The organism is Streptomyces sp. NPDC059668 (assembly GCF_042734135.1).
GTDB lineage: Bacteria > Actinomycetota > Actinomycetes > Streptomycetales > Streptomycetaceae > Streptomyces.
Genome location: NZ_JBHWEL010000006.1, coordinates 158,696 through 183,878, shown reverse-complemented (window position 1 = coordinate 183,878; position 25,183 = coordinate 158,696). Strand labels below are relative to the sequence as shown.

The 25,183-nt window shown below is 68.2% G+C and carries 21 protein-coding genes; 11 read left to right on the top strand and 10 right to left on the bottom strand.

The features are described from left to right. Positions 1 to 33: 33 nt before the first annotated feature. The 3 genes from gnd to dnaA form a co-directional block, all read right to left on the bottom strand. Positions 34 to 909 (bottom strand): phosphogluconate dehydrogenase (NAD(+)-dependent, decarboxylating), encoded by an 876-nt coding sequence (gnd, locus tag ACFV2J_RS07705; RefSeq protein ID WP_385437683.1) that lies wholly within the window; start codon positions 907 to 909, stop codon positions 34 to 36. A gap of 160 nt (positions 910 to 1,069) precedes the next feature. Next, positions 1,070 to 2,200, bottom strand: coding sequence for a DNA polymerase III subunit beta (dnaN, locus tag ACFV2J_RS07700; RefSeq protein WP_385084592.1), 1,131 nt, complete (start codon positions 2,198 to 2,200; stop codon positions 1,070 to 1,072). A gap of 1,082 nt (positions 2,201 to 3,282) precedes the next feature. Further along, positions 3,283 to 5,343 (bottom strand): chromosomal replication initiator protein DnaA, encoded by a 2,061-nt coding sequence (dnaA, locus tag ACFV2J_RS07695; RefSeq protein ID WP_385084590.1) that lies wholly within the window; start codon positions 5,341 to 5,343, stop codon positions 3,283 to 3,285. A gap of 395 nt (positions 5,344 to 5,738) precedes the next feature. Between dnaA and rpmH the strand changes: the two genes are divergently transcribed. The 9 genes from rpmH to ACFV2J_RS07650 all read left to right on the top strand — a co-directional run bounded on the left by rpmH (position 5,739) and on the right by ACFV2J_RS07650 (position 12,712). Then, positions 5,739 to 5,876, top strand: a complete 138-nt coding sequence (gene rpmH / locus ACFV2J_RS07690; RefSeq protein WP_006381191.1) for a 50S ribosomal protein L34 — start codon at positions 5,739 to 5,741, stop codon at positions 5,874 to 5,876. Between the two features lie 18 nt (positions 5,877 to 5,894). Continuing rightward, positions 5,895 to 6,266, top strand: coding sequence for a ribonuclease P protein component (gene rnpA, locus ACFV2J_RS07685; protein WP_385084588.1), 372 nt, complete (start codon positions 5,895 to 5,897; stop codon positions 6,264 to 6,266). After that, positions 6,263 to 6,616 carry a membrane protein insertion efficiency factor YidD gene (yidD, locus tag ACFV2J_RS07680; protein ID WP_385084586.1) on the top strand — a complete coding sequence of 118 codons (354 nt, stop codon included), beginning with the start codon at positions 6,263 to 6,265 and terminating at the stop codon, positions 6,614 to 6,616. The genes rnpA and yidD overlap by 4 nt, the downstream gene beginning before the upstream one ends. 3 nt (positions 6,617 to 6,619) lie before the next feature. Further along, on the top strand, positions 6,620 to 7,915 hold the full coding sequence (gene yidC, locus ACFV2J_RS07675; protein WP_385084584.1) for a membrane protein insertase YidC: 1,296 nt from the start codon (positions 6,620 to 6,622) through the stop codon (positions 7,913 to 7,915). 15 nt (positions 7,916 to 7,930) lie between these two features. Next, positions 7,931 to 8,440: a protein jag gene (locus ACFV2J_RS07670; protein WP_385084582.1), complete on the top strand. Its 510-nt coding sequence runs from the start codon at positions 7,931 to 7,933 to the stop codon at positions 8,438 to 8,440. A gap of 118 nt (positions 8,441 to 8,558) precedes the next feature. Then, positions 8,559 to 9,275 carry a 16S rRNA (guanine(527)-N(7))-methyltransferase RsmG gene (rsmG, locus tag ACFV2J_RS07665; protein WP_266700281.1) on the top strand — a complete coding sequence of 239 codons (717 nt, stop codon included), beginning with the start codon at positions 8,559 to 8,561 and terminating at the stop codon, positions 9,273 to 9,275. 337 nt (positions 9,276 to 9,612) lie between these two features. Further along, a complete protein-coding gene (locus ACFV2J_RS07660; protein WP_385084595.1) occupies positions 9,613 to 10,686 on the top strand; it encodes a ParA family protein in 1,074 nt (357 codons plus the stop codon). After that, complete coding sequence (locus ACFV2J_RS07655; RefSeq protein ID WP_385084580.1) at positions 10,683 to 11,771, top strand: ParB/RepB/Spo0J family partition protein; 1,089 nt, start codon at positions 10,683 to 10,685, stop codon at positions 11,769 to 11,771. The genes ACFV2J_RS07660 and ACFV2J_RS07655 overlap by 4 nt, the downstream gene beginning before the upstream one ends. Before the next feature lie 323 nt (positions 11,772 to 12,094). Next, positions 12,095 to 12,712 (top strand): GNAT family N-acetyltransferase, encoded by a 618-nt coding sequence (locus ACFV2J_RS07650; RefSeq protein ID WP_385084578.1) that lies wholly within the window; start codon positions 12,095 to 12,097, stop codon positions 12,710 to 12,712. Positions 12,713 to 12,857: 145 nt separating this feature from the next. Here the strand turns inward: ACFV2J_RS07650 and trxA are convergent, their stop codons facing one another. The 4 genes from trxA to sigM form a co-directional block, all read right to left on the bottom strand. Further along, entirely contained in the window at positions 12,858 to 13,190 is a 333-nt protein-coding gene (gene trxA / locus ACFV2J_RS07645; RefSeq protein WP_385084576.1) for a thioredoxin, read from the bottom strand. Between the two features lie 42 nt (positions 13,191 to 13,232). Continuing rightward, on the bottom strand, positions 13,233 to 14,198 hold the full coding sequence (gene trxB, locus ACFV2J_RS07640; protein ID WP_385084574.1) for a thioredoxin-disulfide reductase: 966 nt from the start codon (positions 14,196 to 14,198) through the stop codon (positions 13,233 to 13,235). Positions 14,199 to 14,381: 183 nt separating this feature from the next. Then, the gene (locus tag ACFV2J_RS07635; RefSeq protein WP_385084572.1) at positions 14,382 to 15,356 is read right to left on the bottom strand and encodes a hypothetical protein; all 975 of its coding nucleotides are present in this window, start codon (positions 15,354 to 15,356) and stop codon (positions 14,382 to 14,384) included. Beyond that, the gene (gene sigM, locus ACFV2J_RS07630) at positions 15,353 to 16,072 is read right to left on the bottom strand and encodes an RNA polymerase sigma factor SigM (RefSeq protein WP_385084570.1); all 720 of its coding nucleotides are present in this window, start codon (positions 16,070 to 16,072) and stop codon (positions 15,353 to 15,355) included. Before sigM ends, ACFV2J_RS07635 begins: the two co-directional genes overlap by 4 nt. 159 nt (positions 16,073 to 16,231) lie before the next feature. Between sigM and ACFV2J_RS07625 the strand changes: the two genes are divergently transcribed. Further along, positions 16,232 to 16,639: a hypothetical protein gene (locus ACFV2J_RS07625; RefSeq protein ID WP_385084568.1), complete on the top strand. Its 408-nt coding sequence runs from the start codon at positions 16,232 to 16,234 to the stop codon at positions 16,637 to 16,639. Between the two features lie 55 nt (positions 16,640 to 16,694). Here the strand turns inward: ACFV2J_RS07625 and ACFV2J_RS07620 are convergent, their stop codons facing one another. From ACFV2J_RS07620 to ACFV2J_RS07610, 3 genes are all read right to left on the bottom strand, one after another. Further along, a complete protein-coding gene (locus tag ACFV2J_RS07620; RefSeq protein ID WP_385084566.1) occupies positions 16,695 to 18,404 on the bottom strand; it encodes a serine/threonine protein kinase in 1,710 nt (569 codons plus the stop codon). 118 nt (positions 18,405 to 18,522) lie between these two features. Continuing rightward, the gene (gene murJ, locus ACFV2J_RS07615) at positions 18,523 to 20,823 is read right to left on the bottom strand and encodes a murein biosynthesis integral membrane protein MurJ (RefSeq protein ID WP_385084564.1); all 2,301 of its coding nucleotides are present in this window, start codon (positions 20,821 to 20,823) and stop codon (positions 18,523 to 18,525) included. Between the two features lie 46 nt (positions 20,824 to 20,869). Next, a complete protein-coding gene (locus ACFV2J_RS07610; RefSeq protein ID WP_385084562.1) occupies positions 20,870 to 23,365 on the bottom strand; it encodes a DUF6049 family protein in 2,496 nt (831 codons plus the stop codon). A gap of 223 nt (positions 23,366 to 23,588) precedes the next feature. Between ACFV2J_RS07610 and ACFV2J_RS07605 the strand changes: the two genes are divergently transcribed. Next, positions 23,589 to 25,055 carry a CCA tRNA nucleotidyltransferase gene (locus ACFV2J_RS07605; RefSeq protein ID WP_385084560.1) on the top strand — a complete coding sequence of 489 codons (1,467 nt, stop codon included), beginning with the start codon at positions 23,589 to 23,591 and terminating at the stop codon, positions 25,053 to 25,055. The last annotated feature ends 128 nt before the right edge of the window (positions 25,056 to 25,183 follow it).

Below are 25,183 nucleotides of genomic sequence, written 5' to 3'. Positions count from 1 at the left end.
GTGGACCTGTGGATGTGGATGTGGATCTGTGGATTACTTCTGCTCGACGGCGTGGCCGCCGAACTGGTTGCGCAGTGCCGCGATCATCTTCATCTGCGGCGAGTCGTCCTGGCGGGAGGCGAAGCGGGCGAACAGCGACGCGGTGATCGCGGGCAGGGGTACCGCGTTGTCGATGGCCGCCTCGACGGTCCAGCGGCCCTCGCCGGAGTCGTCCGCGTAGCCGCGCAGTTTGTCGAGGTGTTCGTCGTCGTCCAGGGCGTTGACGGCGAGGTCGAGCAGCCAGGAACGGATGACCGTGCCTTCCTGCCAGGAGCGGAAGACCTCGCGTACGTCGGTGACGGAGTGGACCTTCTCCAGGAGCTCCCAGCCCTCGGCGTAGGCCTGCATCATCGCGTACTCGATGCCGTTGTGGACCATCTTGGAGAAGTGGCCGGCGCCGACCTTGCCGGCGTGGACGAAGCCGGCGTCGCCCTCGGGCTTGAGCGCGTCGAAGACGGGCTGGACGCGGGCGACGTTCTCGGCGTCGCCGCCGACCATCAGCGCGTAGCCGTTCTGAAGGCCCCAGACGCCGCCGGAGACGCCGGCGTCGACGAAGCCGATGCCCTTGGCGGCCAGTTCCTCGGCGTGCTTCTCGTCGTCCGTCCAGCGGGAGTTGCCGCCGTCGACGACGGTGTCGCCGGGCTCCAGCAGGTCGCCGAGCTGGTCGACGGTGGACTGGGTCGCGGCGCCGGCGGGCACCATCACCCACACCACGCGCGGAGCTTCGAGCGCGCCCACGAGTTCTTCGAGGCTGTGGACGTCGGCGAGTTCCGGGTTGCGGTCGTATCCGATGACGGTGTGGCCTGCGCGGCGGATCCGCTCGCGCATGTTGCCGCCCATCTTGCCGAGGCCGACGAGACCGAGCTCCATCAGTTGTTCCTTAGGTTTGCGACGTGGCGTGAGGGCACTTTCGTACCTGTGTCTGAGCCTAAACCCGGACGCTCACGCACACCTGTGGGCATAGCCGCTCAGGCGTTCGCCCACCTGTGGATCCGCCCGCCGGCCGTGTCGGACCGGCGGGCCCGGAGCCTCAGCCGGACAGGCGCACCGGCATGATCAGGTACTTGTAGGCCTCGTCCGCCTCGGCGTCCAGAGCGGGCTTGCCGCTGAGCAGCGCGGGCTTCGTGGACGTCGTGAACGACAGCTGCGCGACCGGGGAGTCGATGGCGCTCAGGCCGTCGAGCAGGAACGTCGGGTTGAAGGCGATCGAGACGTCGTCGCCCTCCAGCTGCGCGTCGACCCTTTCCACAGCCTGTGCGTCGTCGCTGGAGCCGGCCTCCAGGATCAGCACACCCTGCTCGAAGCTCAGCCGCACCGGGGTGTTGCGCTCGGCGACCAGGGCCACACGCTTGACGGCCTCCACGAAGGGGGCGGTCTCGATGACGGCGATGGAGTTGAACTCCGTCGGGAACAGCGAGCGGTACTTCGGGAGGTCGCCTTCGAGCAGCCGCGTGGTCGTGCGCCGCCCGGCGCCCTCGAAGCCGATCAGGCCCTCGCCCGCGCCGGAGCCGGACAGCGCCAGGATCACGCTGTCGCCGCTCGTGAGGGCCTTGGCGGTGTCCAGGAGCGTCTTGGCGGGCACCAGGGCGACCGCGGACGCCTCGGGGTTCTCCGGCTTCCACAGGAACTCGCGGACCGCGAAGCGGTAGCGGTCGGTGGAGGCCAGGGTGACCGTGTCGCCCTCGATCTCGATGCGCACACCGGTGAGGACGGGAAGCGTGTCGTCGCGTCCGGCGGCGATGGCCACCTGCGCGGCGGCCGAGGCGAAGACCTCGCCCGGGACGGTGCCGGTCGCCGACGGCATCTGCGGCAGCGCCGGGTACTCCTCCACAGGCAGGGTGTGGAGGGTGAACCGGGAGGAGCCGCAGACCACGGTCGCCCGTACACCGTCTGTGGAGATCTCCACCGGCCGGTTGGGGAGGGCGCGGCAGATGTCCGCGAGCAGACGGCCCGAGACCAGGACCGTGCCCTCCTCCTCGACCTCCGCGTCGACGGAGACACGCGCCGAGACCTCGTAGTCGAAGCTGGAGAGGCTCAGGGCGCCCTCCTCGGCCTTCAGAAGGAGGCCGGCGAGCACAGGCGCCGGCGGACGGGCCGGGAGGCTGCGAGCCGCCCAGGCCACTGCCTCCGCGAGTACGTCGCGTTCCACCCGGATCTTCACCGTTGCCGCCTCCGTCTGTTGCCGGCGCTCTCGCCCTGCTGGCCTTCGTCGTCTCACTCGGTGTCGCTCGGACCGCTGGGGGGAAGGACACCGGGGAACAGTCTGACGCACCGCGCTGACAGTCGGTGCCCCTCGGGGTCAAGTCGTGCCGAGCGGCAGACGGGGCTCCGGGAGCGAGTTGTGCACAGCCCCCACTTCGAAACGGTTTCCAGGCTCTCTCTAGTTGGTCTTAGTAGTAGGGCCTGTGGATACCGTGGATAACCCTGTTTTCGCAGGTCAGACCGGATTTTTTGTCCACCGACCCTGTGGGTGGAGGCGGTGGAAAACCGGGGGCGTCTGTGGACGGCGAAAAGTTCTGCACACTCGATGCACAGCCTCGGGCCACTTCTCCCCAGCGCCGTCCCCAGCTTTACCCACGTTCCCCACAGGCCAACCCGGCACCTTGGTGTGACGCCTTTCACTCGACACGGTGAGAGAGCGCGTCTCGTTGCCGAACAGTGGACAGGGGTGTGGAGAAGCTGGGATTCACTGGGGACAACGGGCTCCGGCCTGTGGGTTTCCGGTGGACAACTCCGCGCACACCCTGTGGATCATTTCTTTGTCCACAGTCTGTGGAGAGCGTTCGTCCACGAATCCACAGGGGGCTGACCTGGCCCTATGGTCCTACGGCCGCGGGCCCTGTGGACACGATCGGGACAACTTCCCGGTCCCCAGGGTGTGGACGCCAGAAAGTCACCGAATCTGTGGAGAGTGGCCGTAACCCTGCGCGTAATCGAACAGATGGTGCCGGTCGCATGACCTCTGGACGACGTCGGGCGGCCCCCGATCGGGGCGAAGGAGGGCCTCGGAGGGGGCCGGAACGGCGTTCCCGAGCGTTGTGGGCGGCGCTCCCAGGGGCGCGTGGCGAAGCCGGGGCCCCGCGTGGGGCGAAGCCGGGACGCACGGATCGCGGACGATCCGGAGGCTTCGGACAGGCCTTGGCAGGCCTCGGCAGACTTCGGCAGGTCTCGAGAGGCAGGAAACGGAAAGCGCCCCCGGGAGCTCGTCCCGGGGGCGCCCTGGCGGTCGTACCGCCGCGTCCGTCAGCCGTTCTTGATGCGGTTGGTGAGCTCGGTGACCTGGTTGTAGATCGAGCGGCGCTCGGCCATCAGCGCGCGGATCTTGCGGTCTGCGTGCATGACCGTCGTGTGGTCGCGGCCGCCGAACTGGGCACCGATCTTCGGCAGTGACAGGTCGGTCAGCTCGCGGCACAGGTACATGGCGATCTGGCGTGCCGTCACCAGGACGCGGCTGCGCGAGGACCCGCACAGGTCGTCCACCGTCAGACCGAAGTAGTCGGCGGTGGCCGCCATGATCGCGGTCGCGGTGATCTCCGGAGCCGAGTCCTCGCCGCCCGGGATGAGGTCCTTCAGGACGATCTCCGTCAGGCCGAGATCCACCGGCTGCCGGTTGAGCGACGCGAACGCCGTCACCCGGATCAGCGCCCCCTCAAGCTCGCGGATGTTGCGCGAGATCCGCGAGGCGATGAACTCCAGGACCTCCGGCGGGGCGTTGAGCTGCTCCTGCACCGCCTTCTTGCGGAGGATCGCGATACGCGTCTCCAGCTCGGGCGGCTGGACGTCCGTGATCAGTCCCCACTCGAAACGGTTCCGCAGCCGGTCCTCCAGCGTCACCAGCTGCTTGGGCGGCCGGTCGCTGGAGAGCACGATCTGCTTGTTCGCGTTGTGGAGCGTGTTGAAGGTGTGGAAGAACTCCTCCTGCGTCGACTCCTTGTCCGCCAGGAACTGGATGTCGTCGACCAGCAGGATGTCCATCTCGCGGTAGCGCTTGCGGAAGCTGTCGCCCTTGCCGTCGCGGATGGAGTTGATGAACTCGTTGGTGAACTCCTCGGAACTCACGTACCGCACGCGGGTGCCCGGATAGAGGCTGCGCGCGTAGTGCCCGATCGCGTGCAGCAGGTGCGTCTTGCCGAGCCCCGACTCCCCGTAGATGAACAGGGGGTTGTACGCCTTCGCCGGCGCCTCGGCGACGGCGACCGCGGCGGCGTGCGCGAAGCGGTTCGAGGCCCCGATGACGAAGGTGTCGAAGAGGTACTTCGGATTCAGGCGCGCGGTGGGCTCACCCGGGCCGGACGCCGGCGCGGGCTTGGCGGCCAGGGGACCGGGAGCGCCGCCGGAACCCGGCAGCGAGGGGCCGCCGCGGTGCAGGGGGCCGCCGCCCGAGGACGGGTCCTGGAGGTCGCGGCGGTCGGGACGCTGGTCGTAGTCGGAGCGGGGCTGGTCGTAGTCCTGGCGCTGCTGCTCGTAGGGCGGCCGCTCCATCGACTGCGGCCGGTAGTCCTGCGACGGCGAGGCGTACGGGTCACGCTCGGGGAAGCCGAGCCGCTGCTGCTGCCAGCCGTAGTCGTCCTGACCGTGCCGGGGCCAGGCGCCGGGCTCCGGGCGCTGGTAGTCCGGGTACGCGGGGCGGGCGGTGGGCAGCTGGTCGGAGCGGCCGGGCGGCAACTGGTCCCCGGGAGCGCCGGGCAGCTGGTCGGAACGGCCGCCCCGGTGAGCACCCCGGTGATCTTCTCGCCGGTCCTCCCGGCGGTCGTCACGCCGGTCGTCGGCGCGGTGGCGGCCGTACCCCTCGTAACCCTCGCGGCGCTGCGCGTCGTAGGCGTTGCGGTCCTCGCGGCCCGGTTCGTAGCCGTTGCGGTCGTCGCGCCCCTGGGCGTCGTAGCCGGTGCGCTCGTCGCGGCCCTGGCCGCCGTAGGCGTTGCGGTCCTCGCCGCCCTGGCCCTCGTAGGAGTCGCGGCCCTGGCCCGGCCCCGAGGAGGGCTCGGACTCGTCGTACCGGGGCTGGACGGGAGGCGGCGGGGGCTCGCCCGCCGAGTCGTCGACGGTGATCGCGATACGGATCGGACGCCCGCACTCGCGGCTCAGCGTCTCGCTGACGATCGGCGCGAGACGTCCTTCCAGCACGCCCTTCGCGAACTCGTTCGGAACGGCGAGCAGAGCGGTGTCGGCGACCAGCGCCAGGGGCTGGCACCGTTTGATCCAGTGCTCGTCCTTCACCTCGACACCCTGCCCGCGGCCCTCACCGAGGAGTTGTTCCAGTACTCGTGGCCACACTGCGGCAAGATCGGCAGGTACGTCAGCCACAGGGCACGCTCTCTCACGGGTCCCACGAACGTGTGGTTCTGGGAACAGGTCGGCAAGTCAGTCGGGTGGGACGGGGAACAAAACCGCTGGGGCGGGGGGAAGGGAACGAATCGGAGTTCAGCCACGGTAGTCAGGGCGACCGCTGTGGTTCAAGTTGTTGTCCCCAGCCTGTGGACAGTGTCTCTCGCCAGGTGCTGGTTTGACCGAATGGCGGAGCCGCGCGTACCGTAACCAGGTCGAGTTGTCGATGGCTGCTGCCGCCTGCCTCCGATGGGCACAGATCGCGAAAAGTGATCGGGAAGCGGTGCACTCGGGCGTAATGCGAGCTACTCGTGGGCGCACGGTGACAGCCAGGACGGCACCCCGCCATCACCGATTCTTTCTGGAGCCCCCGAGTGAGCAAGCGCACCTTCCAGCCGAACAACCGTCGTCGCGCCAAGACCCACGGCTTCCGCCTGCGGATGCGCACCCGTGCCGGCCGCGCGATTCTCGCGAACCGCCGTGGCAAGGGTCGCGCGAGCCTGTCTGCCTGATCATTTACAGGTCATGACGTGCTGCCTTCCGAGCATCGGCTGAGGCGGCGCGAGGACTTCGCGACCGCGGTACGCCGAGGACGCCGGGCCGGACGCCCGCTCCTCGTCGTCCACCTTCGTAGCGGTGCAACGGACCCGCACGCGCCTGGGGAGAGCGCTCCCCCGACGCGTGCGGGTTTCGTCGTGAGCAAAGCCGTGGGTGGAGCCGTCATACGCAACGTGGTGAAGCGCAGGCTTCGCCATCTGATGCGTGACCGGGTCGGCCTGCTGGCCCCCGGTAGCCTGGTAGTCGTACGAGCGTTGCCCGGTGCGGGCGACGCCGACCATGAACAGCTGGCCCAAGACCTGGATGCCGCTTTTCAGCGGCTGCTGGGAGGGGGCGCGCGATGAAGTACCCGCTGCTGGCTCTCATCAAGCTGTACCAGTGGACGATCAGCCCGCTGCTGGGGCCGGTGTGCAAGTACTACCCGTCGTGCTCCCACTACGGCTACCAGGCCATCGACCGGCACGGTGCGATCAAGGGAACGGCACTCACCGCCTGGCGCATCCTGCGGTGCAATCCGTGGTCGCTGGGCGGTGTGGACCATGTCCCGCCGCGCAAGCGTCCGCGGTGGCACGAGATGGTGCGCAACGCCTGGCGCGCACGCAAGGGCGGAACCTCCGCCGCCGAACCGGCCACCGGGGACACCACTGCCCCGGGCCCGGCCGCCGAGACTCCGTCCCATGCTCAAGGAGCCTGATTAGTGGACACGATTGCCGGTTTTTTCAGCTTCATCACGACACCCGTTTCCTGGGTCATCGTCCAGTTCCACTCCGTGTACGGGAAGATCTTCGGTCCTGATACGGGCTGGGCCTGGGGCCTGTCGATCGTGTCCCTGGTGATCCTGATCCGTATCTGCCTGATCCCGCTCTTCGTGAAGCAGATCAAGGCCACTCGGGCCATGCAGACCCTGCAGCCCGAGATGAAGAAGATCCAGGAGCGCTACAAGAACGACAAGCAGCGCCAGTCCGAAGAGATGATGAAGCTGTACAAGGAGTCGGGCACCAACCCGCTCTCCTCGTGCCTTCCCATCCTGGCGCAGTCCCCGTTCTTCTTCGCCCTGTACCACGTGCTCAACGGCATCGCGACGGGCAAGACGATCGGCGTCATCGACGATCGGCTGCTCGCCAGCGCCCGTAACGCGCACATCTTCGGTGCCCCGCTCGCCGCGAAGTTCACCGACAGCGCCGACAAGGTCGCCCTGCTCGGCGCCCACATCACGGACGTCCGTGTCGTCACCGCGATCATGATCGTGCTGATGTCGGGATCGCAGTTCTACACCCAGCGTCAGCTGATGACGAAGAACGTCGACACCACGGTGAAGACGCCCTTCATGCAGCAGCAGAAGATGCTGATGTACGTCTTCCCGGTGATGTTCGCCGTCTTCGGCATCAACTTCCCGGTCGGTGTCCTCGTCTACTGGCTCACCACCAACGTGTGGACCATGGGTCAGCAGATGTACGTCATCCGCAACAACCCGACTCCGGGCAGCAAGGCCCAGGCCGCCTACCTGGAGCGCCTGCAGAAGCACGTCACGCACCACGGCAAGACCCGCAACCGCCGCGAGAAGACCATCGTCAAGACGATCGTCGGCAAGGGTCGCGACCGCAACGAGTTCGAGCGCAAGTTCATCAACGGCCTGACCAAGGCGGGCCTCGTCGCCCAGCCCGACGGGGCCGTGGTGAAGGGCGAGAGCACGACCCTCGTCGAGACCGAGGACGGCACCACGGTCACCACCGGCGCGGCTCCCAAGCGGCAGCAGCCGAAGCGCCAGTCCAAGTCCCAGCGCCAGTCGAGCAGCACGGCGACCGGTACCGCGAAGACGGCGGACGAGTCCGAGCCGAAGACCTCGCTGATCAAGTCCGACGAGCCGCAGGACGCCAAGGCGGCCCCCAAGCAGGCAGGCGGCGGCGGCAAGCCGGGCGCCGGTACCCGCAGCAAAGCCCAGTCCGGACAGCGCAAGGGCCCCCAGCGGCCCAAGTCCCCGTCCAAGAAGTAAGAAGGAGTCCATCCCGTGACGGAAGGCACCACCTCCGCCGCCACCGAGGGCGACACGCTGACCCGCCTTGAGCAGGAAGGCGAGATCGCGGCGGACTACCTCGAGGGTCTGCTGGACATCGCCGACCTCGACGGCGACATCGACATGGACGTCGAGGCCGACCGCGCCGCTGTCTCGATCATCAGCGACGTCGCCGGCCGTGATCTGCAGAAGCTCGTCGGCCGTGACGGCGAGGTGCTCGAAGCCCTCCAGGAGCTCACGCGCCTGGCCGTCCACCGGGAGACCGGGGACCGCAGCCGGCTGATGCTGGACATCGCGGGCTACCGGGCCAAGAAGCGCGAGGAGCTCTCCGAGCTCGGCGCCAAGGCCGCGGCCGAGGTCAAGAGCTCCGGCGAGCCGGTGAAGATGAAGCCGATGACGCCCTTCGAGCGCAAGGTGGTCCACGACGCGGTGAAGTCCGCGGGTCTGCGCAGCGAGTCCGAGGGCGAGGAGCCGGAGCGCTTCGTCGTCGTGCTCCCCGCCTGATCGGTACGTATGTTTCTCCGGCCCCGTCTGTTGAGCAGGCGGGGCCGAAGTTTGTCAGCCTGATACTCCTGGTGTTCAGCGCTCAGTGCGCTTATGCGGTACGGAAGGACGGTCCCCCGTGACGGAGGCAGCGGAGCTTCCTCCCGCGCCCGAGCAGGCGCGCGAGGTATTCGGTGATCGCTTCGCGGACGCGGTCCGGTATGCGGAGCTCCTGGCGGAGGCCGGAGTGCAGCGGGGTCTGATCGGCCCGCGTGAAGTGCCCCGCCTGTGGGAGCGGCACCTGCTGAACTGCGCGGTGCTCTCCGAGGTCGTACCCGAGGGCGTGACCGTGTGCGATGTCGGCTCGGGCGCCGGCCTGCCCGGCATCCCGCTGGCACTCGTCCGCGAGGACATCAAGATCACCCTTCTTGAGCCACTGCTGCGGCGTACGACCTTCCTCACCGAGGTCGTGGAGCTCCTCGGTCTCGACCATGTGACCGTTGTCCGTGGCCGTGCGGAGGAGGTCATGGGCAAGCTTCCCCCCGTGCACGTCGTGACGGCGCGTGCCGTGGCACCTCTGGACCGTCTGGCCACCTGGGGAATCCCCCTGCTGCGCCCCTACGGCGAGATGCTCGCGCTGAAGGGGGATACCGCGGAGGAGGAGCTGAAGAGCGCCACAACGGCACTCAGCAAGCTCGGTGCGGTGAAGACCTCCGTCCTCCACGTCGGCGAGGGAGTGGTTGATCCGCTCTCCACCGTGGTGCGGGTCGAGGTCGGGGAGAGCCCGGGGGGTGTGCGCTTCGCGGCCAAGCGGGCCAAGGCGGCGCGGACCGGGCGAACGCGACGCCGCCGCTGATCCTGTGAAGCGGGTCGACCTGTACTCCCGGCTCCGTCCTGCGGAGCCGGGAGCTTTCTGTCACTGCGGCTGATCCGTCCTGACGACCAGCCGTACTCCACACAAGCTGCCCCACCATGTCACTCGGAGTGTCGCACCGTCGTGGCCGTGACGGCCTTGCATCGTGTTTCACGTGAAACGTCGCTCACTGTTGCACGGCATCATCAGTCGCGGCCGGGCCGCGGCCGAACCCCGCGATCGGCAGCCTCTCGGTTCACTCCGAGAGGGTGTGGAGGTGTCCACAGAGGTGGATTTCTCCACAGAAGAACGGGCCTCGCTGGTTCACGACCCCGAAGGCATGGGAGGCTCTGTTCATTGCGAGCCTGAAGTCGAGGAGAGTGAATCCTTGCGGTCCGACGCCAACATCGCGGGACCGATGACCGATCCGGTCCCCGGTCCCCGTACCGAGTCGATGGGGGCGGATGTTTCACGTGAAACACCGCCTCCGATGGACGACACTCCCATCGGTCGTGCTGCCCAATTGGCGGTGGAGGCGCTAGGTCGCGCCGGCGAGGGCCTGCCCCGGCCTGAGCAGACCCGCGTCATGGTGGTCGCCAACCAGAAGGGCGGGGTGGGTAAGACCACGACCACGGTCAACCTTGCCGCTTCGCTGGCCCTGCACGGCGGTCGTGTCCTTGTGATCGACCTCGACCCTCAGGGCAATGCCTCGACCGCGCTGGGTATCGATCACCACGCCGAGGTTCCTTCCATCTACGACGTGCTGATCGACAGCAGACCACTCTCCGAGGTCGTCCAACCGGTTCCCGACGTGGAGGGACTCTTCTGCGCACCTGCCACGATCGATCTCGCCGGTGCGGAGATCGAGCTGGTGTCCCTGGTCGCGCGGGAGAGCCGGCTGGAACGAGCGATCCAGGCCTATGAGCAGCCGCTGGACTACATCCTCATCGACTGCCCGCCGTCGCTCGGTCTCCTGACGGTCAACGCGCTGGTCGCGGGTGCGGAGGTCCTCATCCCCATCCAGTGCGAGTACTACGCGCTGGAGGGCCTGGGGCAGCTCCTGCGCAACGTCGACCTGGTACGGGGACACCTCAACCCCAACCTTCATGTCTCGACGATCCTGCTCACCATGTACGACGGCCGGACCCGTCTGGCGTCCCAGGTCGCGGAAGAGGTACGCAGCCACTTCGGTGAGGAGGTGCTGCGGACGAGCATTCCTCGCTCGGTCCGTATCTCCGAGGCCCCCAGTTACGGGCAGACGGTGCTGACCTACGATCCAGGATCGAGTGGTGCCCTCTCGTATCTTGAGGCGGCACGAGAAATCGCCCTCCGAGGAGTCGGCGTGGCGTACGACGCACAGAACGCCCATGTGGGCGTACAGAACAGTCAGAACCTTGTGGAGGGGATCCAGTGAGCGAGCGACGACGAGGGCTGGGGCGGGGCCTCGGCGCACTGATCCCCGCGGCTCCGACAGGGGAGAAGGCGGCTTCCTCGCCGCTGGGTGGATCATCGGCGGGTGCGCCTGTGCTCACCGCGGAGCGTGGAGTGGCGGCGGCGAAGGTGGCCACCCTGCCGCCGGTGACCCAGGAAGCCGAGGAGCTCTCGACGAGCGGAGCTCCGGAGATGCCCGCCGCGCCGGTCGGTGCGCACTTCGCCGAGCTGCCGCTCGACTTCATCACCCCCAACCCGCGCCAGCCCCGTGAGGTCTTCGACGAGGACGCTCTGTCCGAGCTCGTCACCTCCATCAAAGAGGTCGGGCTTCTCCAGCCCGTCGTCGTGCGCCAGGTGGGGCCGACGCGCTACGAGCTCATCATGGGCGAGCGGCGCTTCCGGGCCTGCCGTGAAGCGGGCCTCGACGCCATTCCGGCGATCGTGCGCGCCACCGACGACGAAAAGCTCCTCCTGGACGCGCTGCTGGAGAACCTGCACCGCGCCCAGCTGAACCCGCTGGAAGAGGCTGCCGCCTACGACCAGCTGCTCCAGGACTTCAACTGCACGCACGACCAGCTGGCGGACCGTATCGGGCGGTCGCGCCCCCAGGTCTCCAACACCCTGCGCCTGCTGAAGCTCTCGCCGGCGGTCCAGCGGCGTGTCGCCGCCGGAGTTCTCTCCGCCGGCCACGCTCGGGCCCTGCTCTCCGTCGCTGACTCGGAGGAGCAGGACCGACTGGCCCACCGGATCGTGGCCGAAGGGCTGTCGGTGCGGGCCGTCGAGGAGATCGTCACCCTGATGGGATCCCGTCCGCAGACCGCCACGCGCTCCAAGGGGCCGCGGGCCGGCGCTCGGCTCTCCCCGGCGCTCAGCGATCTCGCCACGCGTCTCTCGGACCGCTTCGAGACGCGGGTGAAGGTCGACCTGGGACAGAAGAAGGGGAAGATCACCGTCGAGTTCGCCTCGATGGACGACCTTGAGCGCATCCTCGGCTCCCTGGCCCCGGGCGAGGGACCTGTCCTGCAGAGGAGCCTGCTGGACGGCGACTCGGAGGACACGGAGGACTGAGCACCCCGGCCGGGAGATCTCGGATCGACCGACCACAAGAGCGGGCCATGTCCGGTGTGTACCGGAACACGGCCCGCTCTTTGCTTTCTGACGGTATCGATGGAATCGCATCGTGGATACGATGCGAACGGGTACGGCGCATTCACCTGGGGCACCTTCATCGGGGAGGCGGGGGCCATGCAGAGCGTGAGCCGTTCCGGACTGGTGACCGCGGGCCTGGGCCTGGGAGCGGTCGGCGGATTCGTCGGCAGCCTGCTCAGGGAGCGAAGCGCTCTGACTGCCGCCCGCGGTGCCGCGGGCGAGGGAAGTGAGGAACATCCTTCATGGGGCGTCGGCTCGTACCGCTCACGCTGGACAACCTTCCGGATCTTCCCCAGCGTTGCCGGGCGTGCGTCTTCTGGGAGCTGGACCCGGTCAGTGGAGAAGCCGCGCTGAAGACGCGAACGTCCGAGCTGGAGAAGGAGTCGTGGATCTCCGCCGTCCTGCTGGAATGGGGATCCTGTGGCCGCGTGGTCTATGTGGACGACGTGCCGGTCGGCTTCGTGATGTACGCGCCGCCGGCGTATGTCCCTCGCGCCACCGCGTTCCCCACCAGTCCGGTCTCCCCGGACGCCGTCCAGCTGATGACCGCCTTCATCCTGCCGGGCTACCAAGGTCAAGGACTGGGCAGGGTGATGGTCCAGACGGTTGCCAAGGATCTGCTGCGCCGGGGCTTCAAGGCGATCGAGGCCTTCGGGGACGCGCGCTGGAGGGAACCGGCCTGTCTACTGCCGGCAGACCATCTCCTGGCGGTGGGCTTCAAGACCGTACGACCCCACCCGACGTACCCGCGGCTGAGGCTGGAGCTGCGGACGACGCTCTCCTGGAAGGAAGACGTGGAGATGGCGTTGGACCGTCTCCTCGGGGTGGTACAGAAGGAACCGGCGCTTCGCCCGTTGTAACCAGTGGCGCGCCCCGTGGTCGGGGCCTCTGTACCGGTGATCGGCGTCTGAGACGACAAAGCGAATGGGCCAGCCCGGAGGGCTGGCCCATTCGTGTTTCACGTGAAACACACGCGCCGCTTGAGTGCGGCTGCTCGCCTACTACCTACTCGGAGATGAAGTCCTCGAGGTCCCGCACGAGCGCGGCCTTCGGCTTGGCACCGACGATGGTCTTGGCGACCTCGCCACCCTGGTAGACGTTCAGGGTCGGGATGGACATGACGCCGTACTTGGCGGCCGTACCCGGGTTCTCGTCGATGTTGAGCTTGACGATCTCGATCTTGTCGCCGTACTCGGCCGCGATCGCCTCGAGGGACGGCGCGATCTGGCGGCACGGACCGCACCAGGCGGCCCAGAAGTCCACCAGGACGGGCTTGTCGCTCTTCAGGACGTCCTGCTCGAAGGAATCGTCGGTTACGTGCTTGAGGGTGCCGGCCACGGCGGGCTCCTTAACTGGTTGGTGCGGTGGGGCGGACGGGGGTCAGACGGTGGCAGCAGCCGCGGCGGTCTCGCTGTCCGCGAGGGCGGCGAGGTAGCGCTCGGCGTCGAGGGCGGCGGAGCAGCCGGTGCCGGCCGCGGTGATGGCCTGGCGGTACGTGTGGTCGACGACGTCGCCGGCGCCGAAGACACCGGTCAGGTTCGTGCGGGTCGAGGGCGCCTCGACCTTGAGGTAGCCCTCGTCGTCCAGGTTGAGCTGGCCCTTGAAGAGCTCGGTGCGCGGGTCGTGGCCGATCGCGATGAACAGACCGGTCACCGCCAGGTCGGAGATCTCACCCGTCTTCAGGTTCCGCAGCTTCAGGCCGGAGAGCTTGGGGTCGCCCTCGATCTCGGCGACTTCGCTGTCCCAGACGAACTTGATCTTCGGGTCGGCGAAGGCCCGCTCCTGCATGGCCTTGGAGGCACGCAGGCTGTCACGCCGGTGGACGATCGTCACGGACTTGGCGAAGCGGGAGAGGAAGGTGGCCTCCTCCATCGCGGTGTCACCGCCGCCGATCACGGCGATGTCCTGGTCCTTGAAGAAGAAGCCGTCACAGGTGGCACACCAGGAGACGCCGCGTCCGGAGAGGGCGTCCTCCCTGGGCAGGCCCAGCTTGCGGTGCTGCGAGCCCGTGGTGACGATGACGGCCTTGGCGCGGTGGACGGTGCCGGCGGTGTCCGTGACGGTCTTGATCTCTCCGGACAGGTCGACGGCGACGATGTCGTCCGGCACCAGCTCGGCACCGAAGCGCTCGGCCTGGGCGCGCATGTTGTCCATGAGCTCGGGGCCCATGATTCCGTCCTGGAAGCCGGGGAAGTTCTCCACCTCGGTGGTGTTCATCAGCGCGCCACCCGCGGTGACGGCGCCCTCGAAGACCAGCGGCTTCAGCGACGCGCGCGCGGTGTAGAGCGCTGCCGTGTAGCCGGCAGGCCCGGACCCGATGATGATCACGTTACGGACGTCGCTCACGGCTTCATTCCTCGTCTCTGGAGACTGCTACGTACTGCCGGTGGGAGCCTCTCTCAGAACTCTCACCCTCCCAACGGATCCTAAGGGGCGTGCATTCCCGCTGTGTCCGGGCACACGGAGATGGGACACAGCACAGAGATCCCATGGGGTTCCTGGGGAAGAGGTGACTCTACGGGCACGCTGTCAGGAGCGGGTGTACGAGTGGGTCAGCAGGAGCTTGCCGGGGGATGTTCCCCCGGGTTTCTCGCAGGCCGCGTCGACGAGGTACGCCGTCACCTTGGTGCTGTCCGAGGTATCCGGCAGCACGACGAGATAGACGCTCGTTCCCTGGTACGTGCCCTTCTCCGCGGCGAGGACCGCGCCGGTGTTTCCGGTCCCCTGCTGGATGCACTCGGGGATCTCCACAGCAGGCGTGATCAAGGTGTCCACCCCGGCGGACCCGTTCTCCGCGCCATTGGACTGGACTCCCCAGGGGTGCTTCGAGCCGCCGGAGCGGTCGCTGCCGCTCTTGTTCTTCTTGAGGAGGTCGGTGACCCGGGTCTGCAGCGTTCCTTCGGAGTAGGTGTCCTTGGACCCCTGCTGTGTCGCCGTCTGAGGGCTCTTGCCGGAGCCGTCATCGCTCAGCGTTTGGAAGAAGATCGCGCCCAGCCCCAGAGCGGCGGCGGTGACCGCTGTACCCAGGAGGGCGACCCTGCGGCGCCCTGGACGTCCCCGATGGGAACGGCCGGGTCCGGTGGCCGCGTGGGAGTGGCCCGAGGGACGGCTCACGGAGGCAGCCGAGCCGGGGGTGGTCTGCGCACCGGCTACTCCCGTGACCGATGTTTCACGTGAATCGGTGACCGATGTTTCACGTGAAACATCGAGGCTCGACTCGTCCGTCTCGGAGTCGTGGCCGGGTACCGCGGCGTCCAGGAGCGCCTCCGCGGCGAGCGCGGCATCGATACGGGCGGCTACCTCGTCGGGCATGCGCGTCGGTGCCGGCAGGGTGCCGAGCAGCCCACGGATCTCCTCCAGGGAGTCGTACACGTCGGCGCAGAGCGCACAGTCGTCCAGATGCCGTCGGACGTCCGCGCTACGGGAGAGTGGGAGCAGGCCTTCGGTGAGGTCGGAGATCTCCGCGACATCCGGGTGTCCTGCCGTATCCGTCGTGGATGTCACGCTCGCCCACCTCCGCCCTTCACAGCAGCTGAATCGCTTGGTCCCGCGTCATGGGGACCCGCGTCGTGCGGCCCCGCTGCCGGTGGGACGGATGCCCCCTGCGTCCGGTTCCTTCCGTCGTCCGATCTGTTGCCGCCCGTACTGCTTCCCTTCTCCGAGCGGAGGTGGGCGAGCAGCGGGAGCAGTCTGGCTCTGCCGCGGGCGCAGCGGCTTTTCACCGTGCCGACGGGCACGTCGAGGACGGCTGCCGCCTCCGCCACGGGATAGCCCTGCATGTCCACGAGGACGAGGGCGGCGCGCTGGTCGGCCGGGAGGGTGCCCAGGGCCGTCACCAGTTCGCGGTGCAGGTCGTTGCGCTCGGCCGGAGCGGAGGCGGACTCGTGGGGTTCGAGGAGCTGTTCCAGCCGTTCGGTGTCGTCGACGGGGGAGGTCCTCCTGGAGGCGGCCTTGCGGGCGCGGTCCAGGCAGGCGTTCACGGTGATGCGGTGCAGCCAGGTCGTGACGGCCGACTGGCCACGGAAGGTATGAGCGGCCCGGTAGGCGGAGACCAGCGCGTCCTGGACGGCGTCAGCGGCCTCCTCGCGGTCTCCCAGCGTGCGCAGGGCCACCGCCCAGAGCCGGTCGCGGTGCCGGCGCACGAGCTCGCCGAAAGCGTCGGAGTCGCCCTCGACGTGGCGAGCGAGGAGCTCAGCGTCGGAGACCTCTTCGGCTCCCATTTCCCTCCAATCGCAATTATCGCCAGCAAGCCACCGTAACAGTGATTATAGGGATTAGCGGAAGAACGGCGGTTCTGGGGTTGATGTCGAACAGGTGTCCTTGCAGTCAAGGTCAGGTGATCGTATTATGACTTGTTATTCTTTTAGGGAAGGGTGAATGTGAAGAAAGTACCGATTTTTATTTCTACTGCGGTAATATCGGTAGGATTGCTCATGGTCACCGCGCCATCCGCGTCAGCCGCTGGTACCGGCTGCACGGTTGAGGGTGGATATGGGACCTGGTCGGGTACGTGGGCGAGCAGTACGACTCTGGATCCGCTGGTGCTCGGTGTCACCGATGTATCCGCCGATGGGCACCATGTTGGTGTTCAGTTGGTGACCAAGACCAATGCGGGTGCGTACAAGTCTTGGCCTTGGCATGAAATTTATGGGGGCCAGGGCGATGATGGTGCCTGGAGTACATCCGCCTACGATTCGGCCGGTATCGCCGCGGCGACGGTCAACGTTGGCACCTTCGAAGGCAGTCATCTGATTGTCAGTGGTTATTGCGGCTGGCAGTACCGGTAAGAGCGATTGAAGCCGGTAAGGAATGTGAGGATGCGCTCAGCATCCTCACATTCTTCTATCCGGTGAATGCTACGTCAGTAATTGCCTGTTTGTAGCCGGTGCCGCTGTAACCGTCCGCGGGGGCATTGGGTACTGCAGTGACCCATACCAGCACGAATCGAGCCTTGGCTGGTTTCGCACTCTTGATCGAGAGCGACGATCCTTTAGTGGTGGATTCTCCCAATTCGCCCATTCCCGTGACTCCCGTCGTGGGGTTCAACGAGTCGGCCGCATAAAGGTGAATCGTGGTGTGGTCTCCGCTGTATCGGAGCCCTATGGAAACTGCCGAGAGTTCTTGGGGTGAACCGAGGTCGTAGACGATCCCCACACCTGGCTTGTACGGCTCGAGAGCAGGGCCGGCGACGTACCGCTTGGTTCGCCAGTAGGTCGAACTGTCGCCGTCAAAGGTGTTGTCGACATCTTGCGGAGCTTGTGCTTCCCCGCTTGCGATGTATTCCCGTGCCGCCTTCACCTTGAGCGCTCTGCCTGTGCCAGAGGGGGTGGGACCCTTGTCGTTGCCGTCCGTCGTGCGCGTCGGCTGGGTGTCGTCGGACTTGCTGCGGTCCATCAGCGCGTCCGCGAGCTGCCAGCTGCCGAGGCCCAGGGCGGCGATGAGGAGCGCCGACACCGTCCACTTCAGGGCCTTGCCGGTGCGGCTCTGCAGCGGGGGCGGCGGGGCCGTCACCGGCTGCGTGGCGTGGGACGCGGGGCGGCCGTAGCTGCCCTGCTGGTACGACGTGCGCTGGTACTCCGGCGGAGCGGTGAACGCGGGCTCCGGCGGCCGGATGCGGGGCATCTCGGCGATCGCCTTGACCAGCTCCTCCGGTGTCGTGCACGGGGACTCGTGGCGAGAGGCCGTCGCGCCGTTGTTGGCGAGTGCGCGCATGGCGAGCTCGGACAGGCCACGGTGGACGCCGGCCCGCACCTGGTCCGGTGCGATCAGGCCGACTCCCTTGGGCAGCCCGGACAGGCCGTACGCGTCGTTCTCGTACGGCCAGCGCTGGGTGAGCGCGGCGTACAGGAGCGCGCCGATCGCCTCGGTGTCCGTGCGCTGGGGGGTGTTGGAGCTGATGCCGCGCAGCGCGGCGTTCACCGCGAGCCCACGGATGCGCCACTGACCGCTGGACGTCCGCAGCACGGCGCTCGGGGTCAGCCGCAGATGCGCGAGACCCTCACGGTGTGCGGCGGCCATGGCCTGGGAGACCTGGGTGGCCATCTGGTAGGCCTCGTGGACCTCCAGCGGGCCCACGGCCAGGAGCGCCGTCAGCTCCGTGGCGTCGGGCAGCCACTCGTGGACGACGTAGACGAGATCGTTCTCCTCGACCGCGTCCAGGACCTGGACGAAGCGGGGGTCGCCCAGCAGGGCGGAGGACCGGGCCGCCGCCAGTACCGAACGGGCCCGCGGGTGATCGGCGGGCAGCAGATGCACGCCGACGGCGCGGCGCAGCTTCTCGTCCACCGCACGCCAGCTGCTGAAGCCGTCCAGACGGGTGACGCACTCCTCGAGGCGATACCTCCGGGCCAGCTTGTGGCCGCTGTGCAGTTCTGGCGGTGAGGCCTTCCCGGGACCCTCGGTCCCGCCGCTCCCCTGTGCCTCTTCGCTGTCCGTCTCCCGCTCCCGGTTCTGGGCCACCCCGTCGGACGTGGACTGGCCCGCCTTGGCGGTCAGCGGCTCATCGCCACTGTTGTCTGCCACGTCGACGGCAGCCGTGCTCCGTTCCGCCACCGTCGTTCCCGCCTCCCCATTCATTGCGCGCTGTCCGACGCAGAAACCAATTGTGCCCACAGTCCGGCGCTATGCACGACACACGGCGACGGACGATGGTTGTGCTCGTACCCCCGCCTCAGCGCCCCAGGCGCCCGCGGACCATTCCGACCATTGAGTTGAGTTCTTCGATGCGCATCTTCCGCGCGGCGACGTAGAAGACGCCGAACAGCACGATGCTGCCGCCGAGCAGAGCGGCGAACGAGCCGCCGACCCCTTGTCCCAGCGTCTGTGCGATCCCGTAGCAGGCGACGCCGCTCAGCAGCGCCGCCGGAACCGCGGCGATACCGAGCCTGGCGTAGGTGCGCAGGACGCGGGCGCCGTCCAGGTCGCCGCCCAGCCTCTTGCGCAGCCTGTTCCAGGCGACCCCGACGCCGATCGCGTAGGCGAGGCCGTAGGAGGCGGCCATGCCGACGACGGCCCAGCGGGCGGGGAGCACGAAGTAGCACACGGCCGAGGCCACGGCGTTGAAGACCGCCACGATGACCGTGTTGTAGAAGGGGGTCCGGGTGTCCTCGTACGCGTAGAAGGCGCGGAGCACGACGTACTGCACGGAGAACGGGATGAGACCGAGGCCGAAGGCCATCAGCATGTAGCCCATGTTGGTGGCCGGCGCGATGCCCGAGGACCCGAAGATCAGGGTGCACATCGGAATGCCGAGGGAGAGGAAGCCGAAGGCGATCGGCACGATCGCGACCGCCGTCGTCCGCAGTCCCTGGGAGATGTCGTCGCGTACCGCGCCGCTGTCGCCCTCGTGCGCCGACCGGGAGATGCGCGGCAGCAGGGCGGCCATCAGGGAGACCGTGATGATCGCCTGCGGCAGACCCCAGATCAGCTGGGCGTTGGCGTAGGCGGCGAAGCCGGTTCCCTTGACGGAGTGCTGGCCCGCGGCGGTGGACAGCTGGGTGACGACCATCGCGCCCGCCTGGTTGGCGAGGACGAAGAGCACGGTCCACTTGGCGAGCATCGCGGCCTTGCCGAGGCCGTGGCCCTTCCAGTCGAAGCGCAGTCGCAGCCTGAACCCGGTCTCCCGCAGATACGGGATCATCGCCAGGGCCTGGACGACGAGACCGAGGAGCACGCCGATGCCGAGGAGCCGCTGGCCCTCCGGCGGGATGTTCTCGACGGTCATCCCGGAGTTCGCGGCGCTGCCGTACACCCAGATGAACATGCCGAGCGTCACGATGATGACGATGTTGTTCAGGACCGGGGTCCACATCATCGCGCCGAACTTGCCGCGGGCGTTGAGGACCTGCCCCATCACCACGTGGATGCCCATGAAGAAGATCGAGGGCAGGAAGTAGCGGGTGAAGGTGACGGCGACCTCGTTGGCCGCGGGGTTGGTGGCGACGGAGTTCGACAGCATCCGGACCAGGAGGGGCGCGGCCAGCATCGCGAGCGCCGTCAGCAGGCCGAGCGCCACCATGACCAGGGTCAGCAGCCGGTTGGCGAAGGCCTCGCCACCGTCGTCGTCGTCCTTCATGGCGCGCACCAGCTGCGGCACGAAGACGGAGTTGAGGCCACCGCCCACGGTCAGGATGTAGATCATCGTGGGCAACTGGTAGGCGACCTGGAAGGAGTCGCCCAGGAAGCCGAGTCCCAGCGCGGAGACGATCAGTGCGGAGCGGATGAAGCCGGTGAGCCGGGACACCAGGGTGCCGGCCGCCATGACGGCGCTCGACTTCAGCAGGCCTGAGGCCCGCCCGCCCTTCTTCACGGCGGCCGTGGGGGCGGCCGGCGCCGTGGGGGTGAGCTGCATCGTCTGCTCGGACATCGGACCGGGGGGCTGCGGCGCCGGGCCCGGGTGCACGGACGGCGCCGGTGCCTGGGGGGCCGTGCCCTCCAGGGACGGCCGGACACCGCCCTGTCGCTGGTCACGGAAGAGGTGGGCGAACGCGTCGGTCTCGGGCTGCTGGTCCGCGGCCTGTGTGACGAGGTCGTCGACGCCGACGAACTGGGTCGTGCGCGCGTCCTCGCCGTACGGCAGGTGCCGGCTGGGGCCCGCCGGCTCCGGCGGAGGCGTCTGCGCCCACACACGAGGGTCGGGGGCGTGCTGCGCGGTGGGCGGCTGGGCGTAGAGCGGCTGCTGCGGGTAGTACGCCCCCGCGGGCGGCGGGGGATGCGCGGCGCGGTCGTAGAGCGCCTCGGTCACCGGGTCCTGGGCGGCGAGATCCTGCGCGCCGTAGGGGTCCTGGTCGTAGGCGTCCTGGAAGTACATGTCCGGGTAGTGCCCCTGAGGCACCTGACCGGGCTCGGCCGGAGGCCCCTCCGGGTAGCCCTCGGGGTAGCCGGAGTTCCCCGCGCCCTGCTCGGGGCGGCCCTCGGGGTAGGCCGGGCCGCCCGCGCCCTGACCGCGGTCACCGTCGTACGGCGCGTTCATGGTTACCCCACCTCATCGTCCCCGGGCCCACCGGCCACGACATCGCTCAACGGTCCACTCTCTCACCCGTGCCGGACGGGTCGGTGCTTTCCGGTGCGGTGTCCGGTGCGGGGTCACTCGGGTGCTCCGGGGCGTCTGCCCCGGGCTCCGTCGTGGACTCCCCGTCGGGACCGTCCTTGGAGCGCTCGGTGTCCTCAACAGTGTCTACGGTGCCTGCGGCGCCCTTGTTCACGCCGTTCAGGCGGTTCATTCCGTCCGTGGCCGCGCCGTCGCCGGCGCTCGCGTCCGTGCCCTCGGCTTCGGCCTCGGTTCCGCCTTCGGCGTCCGGGGCCTTGTCCTGCTCCTCGGCCTGCCGGGCCGCCGCGCGCTTGCGCTGCGTGTACATCCGGAAGCCGGCGAGCACGAGGAGCAGCACGCCACCACCGATGACCAGCATGACCGTGGGGGTGATCTCGGTGACCTTCACCTCGAACTCCACGTCGCGACCGTATGCCTGGCCGTCCTCGGTGAACAGCTGGGCGGTCACCGTCACCGGACCGTTGGCCTTGGCGGAGGTGGTGAACTTCACCGACTGGCTGTGCTCACCCGCGACCTGGATCTGCTGCTCGTAGTAGGCGTCGTTGCCGATCTTGAGGCGGGTGGGCTGCCTCGACGTGAGGCGCAGGACCAGGTGGTGGACACCCTGCACGAGGTTGTTCTGCACCGTCACCGGAATCGTGGCACTGCGGCCCGACAGCTTCGCGTCGGACTTGTCGATCAGTTTCACGAGACCGGTGAGGCTGTTGAGATACGTGTTCACTCCGTCGCGGAACGCCACCCCTTGGTCGTGGTGGCCGCGCCAGGACGTCGACATCCCGCGGTCCATGGCCCGGCCGAACGGAGTCACCACGCGGGACTTGTCGGTGAGGATGACCTTGAAGCTGTCGAGGTTGTGCTGCGTGGTCTGGATCGTCCCGAAGTCCGACGCCTGCAGTTCCTGGTTCTTCAGGGCGGCCGGGTACACGGACCTCGGGGGGATCTTCGTCGTGGCGTTCGGATCCGGTTTGGCCTTGGCGGCCGCGGACAGGCGCTGAGTGTCGGACCAGTTCCCGTTCTGGAGTGCCTTCACCGCCGTCGCCATCGCCTGTGCCTGGCTCACGGACGGCATGCGCTGCGGTGCGACGACGATGCTGCGCTGGTCGTTCGGCTCCTGGAGGTTGAGCGCGAGAGCCTGCGCCAGGAACTCCTGAACGGCCAGCGTGGAGCTGTCGGCCTTCGTCATGTCGCCCTGGAACTCGGTCGACAGCCGGTAGTCCGAGACCACCGCCGTCGTGCCGCCCCCGATGGGGCGGGCCGCACTCGGGTTGTAGGTGAGATCGCCGGTCTCACGGAGGCTGTCGCTGCGGGCGATGACCTTGTCCGCACCGGCGGCGGTGGCGACCTTGATGATCGACGGGTCGACGGCGCCGTCCACGGGCCACGCGAAGTCGGTCTCCGGCTTCACGTGGATGATCGTGTCCACGGTGTCGGAGGCCACGTCGGTGGCGTCCTTGAGGTGATTCAGGGAGCCGCCGACGTCCGTGCCGTGGTGCGCCAGCGACGCGAGGTCGGGATCGGCGAAGGGGAGCGCGACCACTTCCTTGTCGGAGACCGTCTTCTCGAGCTTGTCGAGCCACTCCTTGGCGACGGCCTGGTTCTTGCCGGCCGTCTTGGTGTCGCCGTCCTGGATCTGGTAGCTGCGCGTCATGGCGTCGACGGAGGCCAGCAGGTCCGGGTCGAGGACCCAGGTGACGTCGAGATCGCCGCCCAGCGACAGGAGCTGGTCGAGGCGGCCACCGGGGGCGATCTCCTTGGCCAGGTCGTCGTTCTGGAAGACGGGGGTCTGCTGGGCGTCCGAGCCGGTCTCCGCCCGGAGGTGGACCGTCGAGATCAGCGGCCAGAGATACGTCGTCTTGGTCCTGGTGTCCGCGCCCTCGGGCTGCCAGGGAAGGAACGTCCGCTCGATCCCTAGCACGTGGTCCCACGGTTCCGCGGAGGTCTGGCCCGAGAGCGAGACGCCGAGCTGGTAGACCCCGTCGGAGCCGAGATCGAGGTCCTTGACGGGTACCGAGATGCTGAACCGTTGCGAGGTGCCCGACGGGAGCTTGGAGAACTTCTGGACGTACTTGCCGCCGATCTCCAGGGGGTCGAGGCCCGGCTGGAAGCCGGTGCGCTCGGCGGCGTCGTCGATGGCCACCCGACCGGTGAGGGAGGGGCCGATCCGCAGCCCCACGTGAGCGTCGGTGACCGCCTGCTTGCCCTTGTTGGTGATCGAGCCGGAGACGGTGACCGTGTCGCCGTCCGTGGGCGTGCTGGGGCTCAGGGAGTCCAGGGAGACGTCGACCGTCCTGGACCCGGCCGCAGCGGCCGCAGTGGCCGTCTCAGCGGCGTGTGCGGCCGGAGAGACGGGCAGCTGAAGAAATCCGGCCAGGAGGGGCGCCCCGGCCAGCAGTGCGCCGGTGCGCCGCAACCACCGGTGGGCAGGTGAGGGACTCGTCCCCTGGAAGTCTGCCGCCTCGGCCACGCGCTCGCCCGTCCCTCGTCGTCGTCAGTGGTCGTCGGAATGTGCGTCCACGCATGGTAACGATGCGCGCTGAGGGGAAGTGCCGCGGAGTGCTCCACAAGATCGGGAGACTGGGCCGACTGTCCTGTATGTGCGTGTATTGAGGCCCGTGTAAAAGGGAACGCGCGTGTGCACGTTTTATGGAGGCGCCCCGGGGTGCCCCGGCCACGTACCCTTTTCTGTTGTGCCGAACGCCAACGAAGACAATTCCAGCGCCCTGAGCCAGGTGCAGCACCGCGCGGTGAGTGAACTGCTGCGGGTGTCCCCTGTCGCCGACGACCTCGCCCTCCGGTTCCAGGAGGCCGGGTTCTCCCTCGCCCTCGTCGGCGGCTCGGTCCGGGACGCGCTCCTCGGCCGGCTCGGCAATGACCTGGACTTCACCACGGATGCCCGGCCCGAGGACGTACTGAAGATCGTGCGGCCCTGGGCGGACGCCGTCTGGGAGGTCGGGATCGCCTTCGGCACCGTCGGCGCGCAGAAGGACGCCCTCGTGGACGGGGTGCAGCAGTCCTTCCAGATCGAGATCACGACGTACCGTTCCGAGGCGTACGACCGGACGTCCCGCAAGCCCGAGGTGTCCTACGGCGACTCGATCGAGGAGGACCTCGTCCGCCGTGACTTCACGGTGAACGCGATGGCCGTCGCCCTGCCGGAGAAGGCGTTCATCGACCCCCACGGTGGCCGGGACGACCTGGCCGCTCAGGTGCTGCGCACCCCGGGGACGCCGGAGCTGTCCTTCTCCGACGATCCGCTGCGGATGATGCGGGCCGCCCGGTTCGCGGCACAGCTCGACTTCGAGCTGGCCCCGGACGTCGTCGCGGCGATGACGGACATGGCAGGACGTATCGAGATCGTCTCGGCGGAACGGGTACGGGACGAACTCAACAAACTCCTTCTCTCCGGGAACCCGCGCAAGGGCCTGACGCTGCTCGTCGACACCGGTCTCTCGGCCCATGTGCTGCCCGAGCTGCCGGCCCTGCGGCTGGAAAGTGATGAGCACCACCGGCACAAGGACGTCTACGACCACTCCCTGATCGTCCTGGAGCAGGCCATGGCGCTGGAGGAGAACGGTCCCGACCTGACCCTGAGGCTGGCCGCGCTGCTGCACGACATCGGCAAGCCGAGGACCCGGCGCTTCGAGGACGACGGACGGGTCTCCTTCCATCACCACGAGATGGTGGGCGCGAAGATGACCAAGAAGCGGATGTCGGAGCTCAAGTACTCGAACGAGCTCGTGAAGGACGTCTCCCGGCTGGTCGAACTTCATCTGCGGTTCCACGGGTACGGCACCGGTGAGTGGACCGACTCCGCGGTCCGTCGCTATGTACGGGACGCGGGTCCGCTCCTCGGTCGGCTCCACAAGCTGACCCGTTCGGACTGCACCACCCGGAACAAGCGCAAGGCGACGGCTCTCTCGCGGGCGTACGACGGCCTGGAGGAGCGCATCGCTCAGCTCCAGGAGCAGGAGGAGCTGGACGCGATCCGGCCCGACCTCGACGGCAACCAGATCATGGAGATCCTGGGTGTCGGACCGGGTCCGGCGATCGGTCAGGCGTACAAGTTCCTGCTGGAGCTGCGACTGGAGAACGGCCCGATGGAACACGACGCGGCGGTGACGGCGCTCAAGGAGTGGTGGGCGGAGCAGGGCTGAGGCTCATGCCTGTGGGGTCATGTTTCACGTGAAACAAGAACCCCCCCGGGAGTTGGGGGACCGCGGGGGGGGGGGGGGGTGGGTGTGTAGAACACCCCCCACCCCCCCCCCGCGCCCGCCCCCCCCGG

Coding starts and splice junctions, on each gene's coding strand:
- gnd (WP_385437683.1), bottom strand. CDS start 909: ATGGAGCTCGGTCTCGTCGGCCTCGGCAAGATGGGCGGCAACATGCGC.
- yidD (WP_385084586.1), top strand. CDS start 6,263: ATGAAGTACCCGCTGCTGGCTCTCATCAAGCTGTACCAGTGGACGATC.
- ACFV2J_RS07660 (WP_385084595.1), top strand. CDS start 9,613: ATGGGAGGCTCTGTTCATTGCGAGCCTGAAGTCGAGGAGAGTGAATCC.
- ACFV2J_RS07650 (WP_385084578.1), top strand. CDS start 12,095: ATGGGGCGTCGGCTCGTACCGCTCACGCTGGACAACCTTCCGGATCTT.
- sigM (WP_385084570.1), bottom strand. CDS start 16,072: ATGGGAGCCGAAGAGGTCTCCGACGCTGAGCTCCTCGCTCGCCACGTC.
- murJ (WP_385084564.1), bottom strand. CDS start 20,823: ATGAACGCGCCGTACGACGGTGACCGCGGTCAGGGCGCGGGCGGCCCG.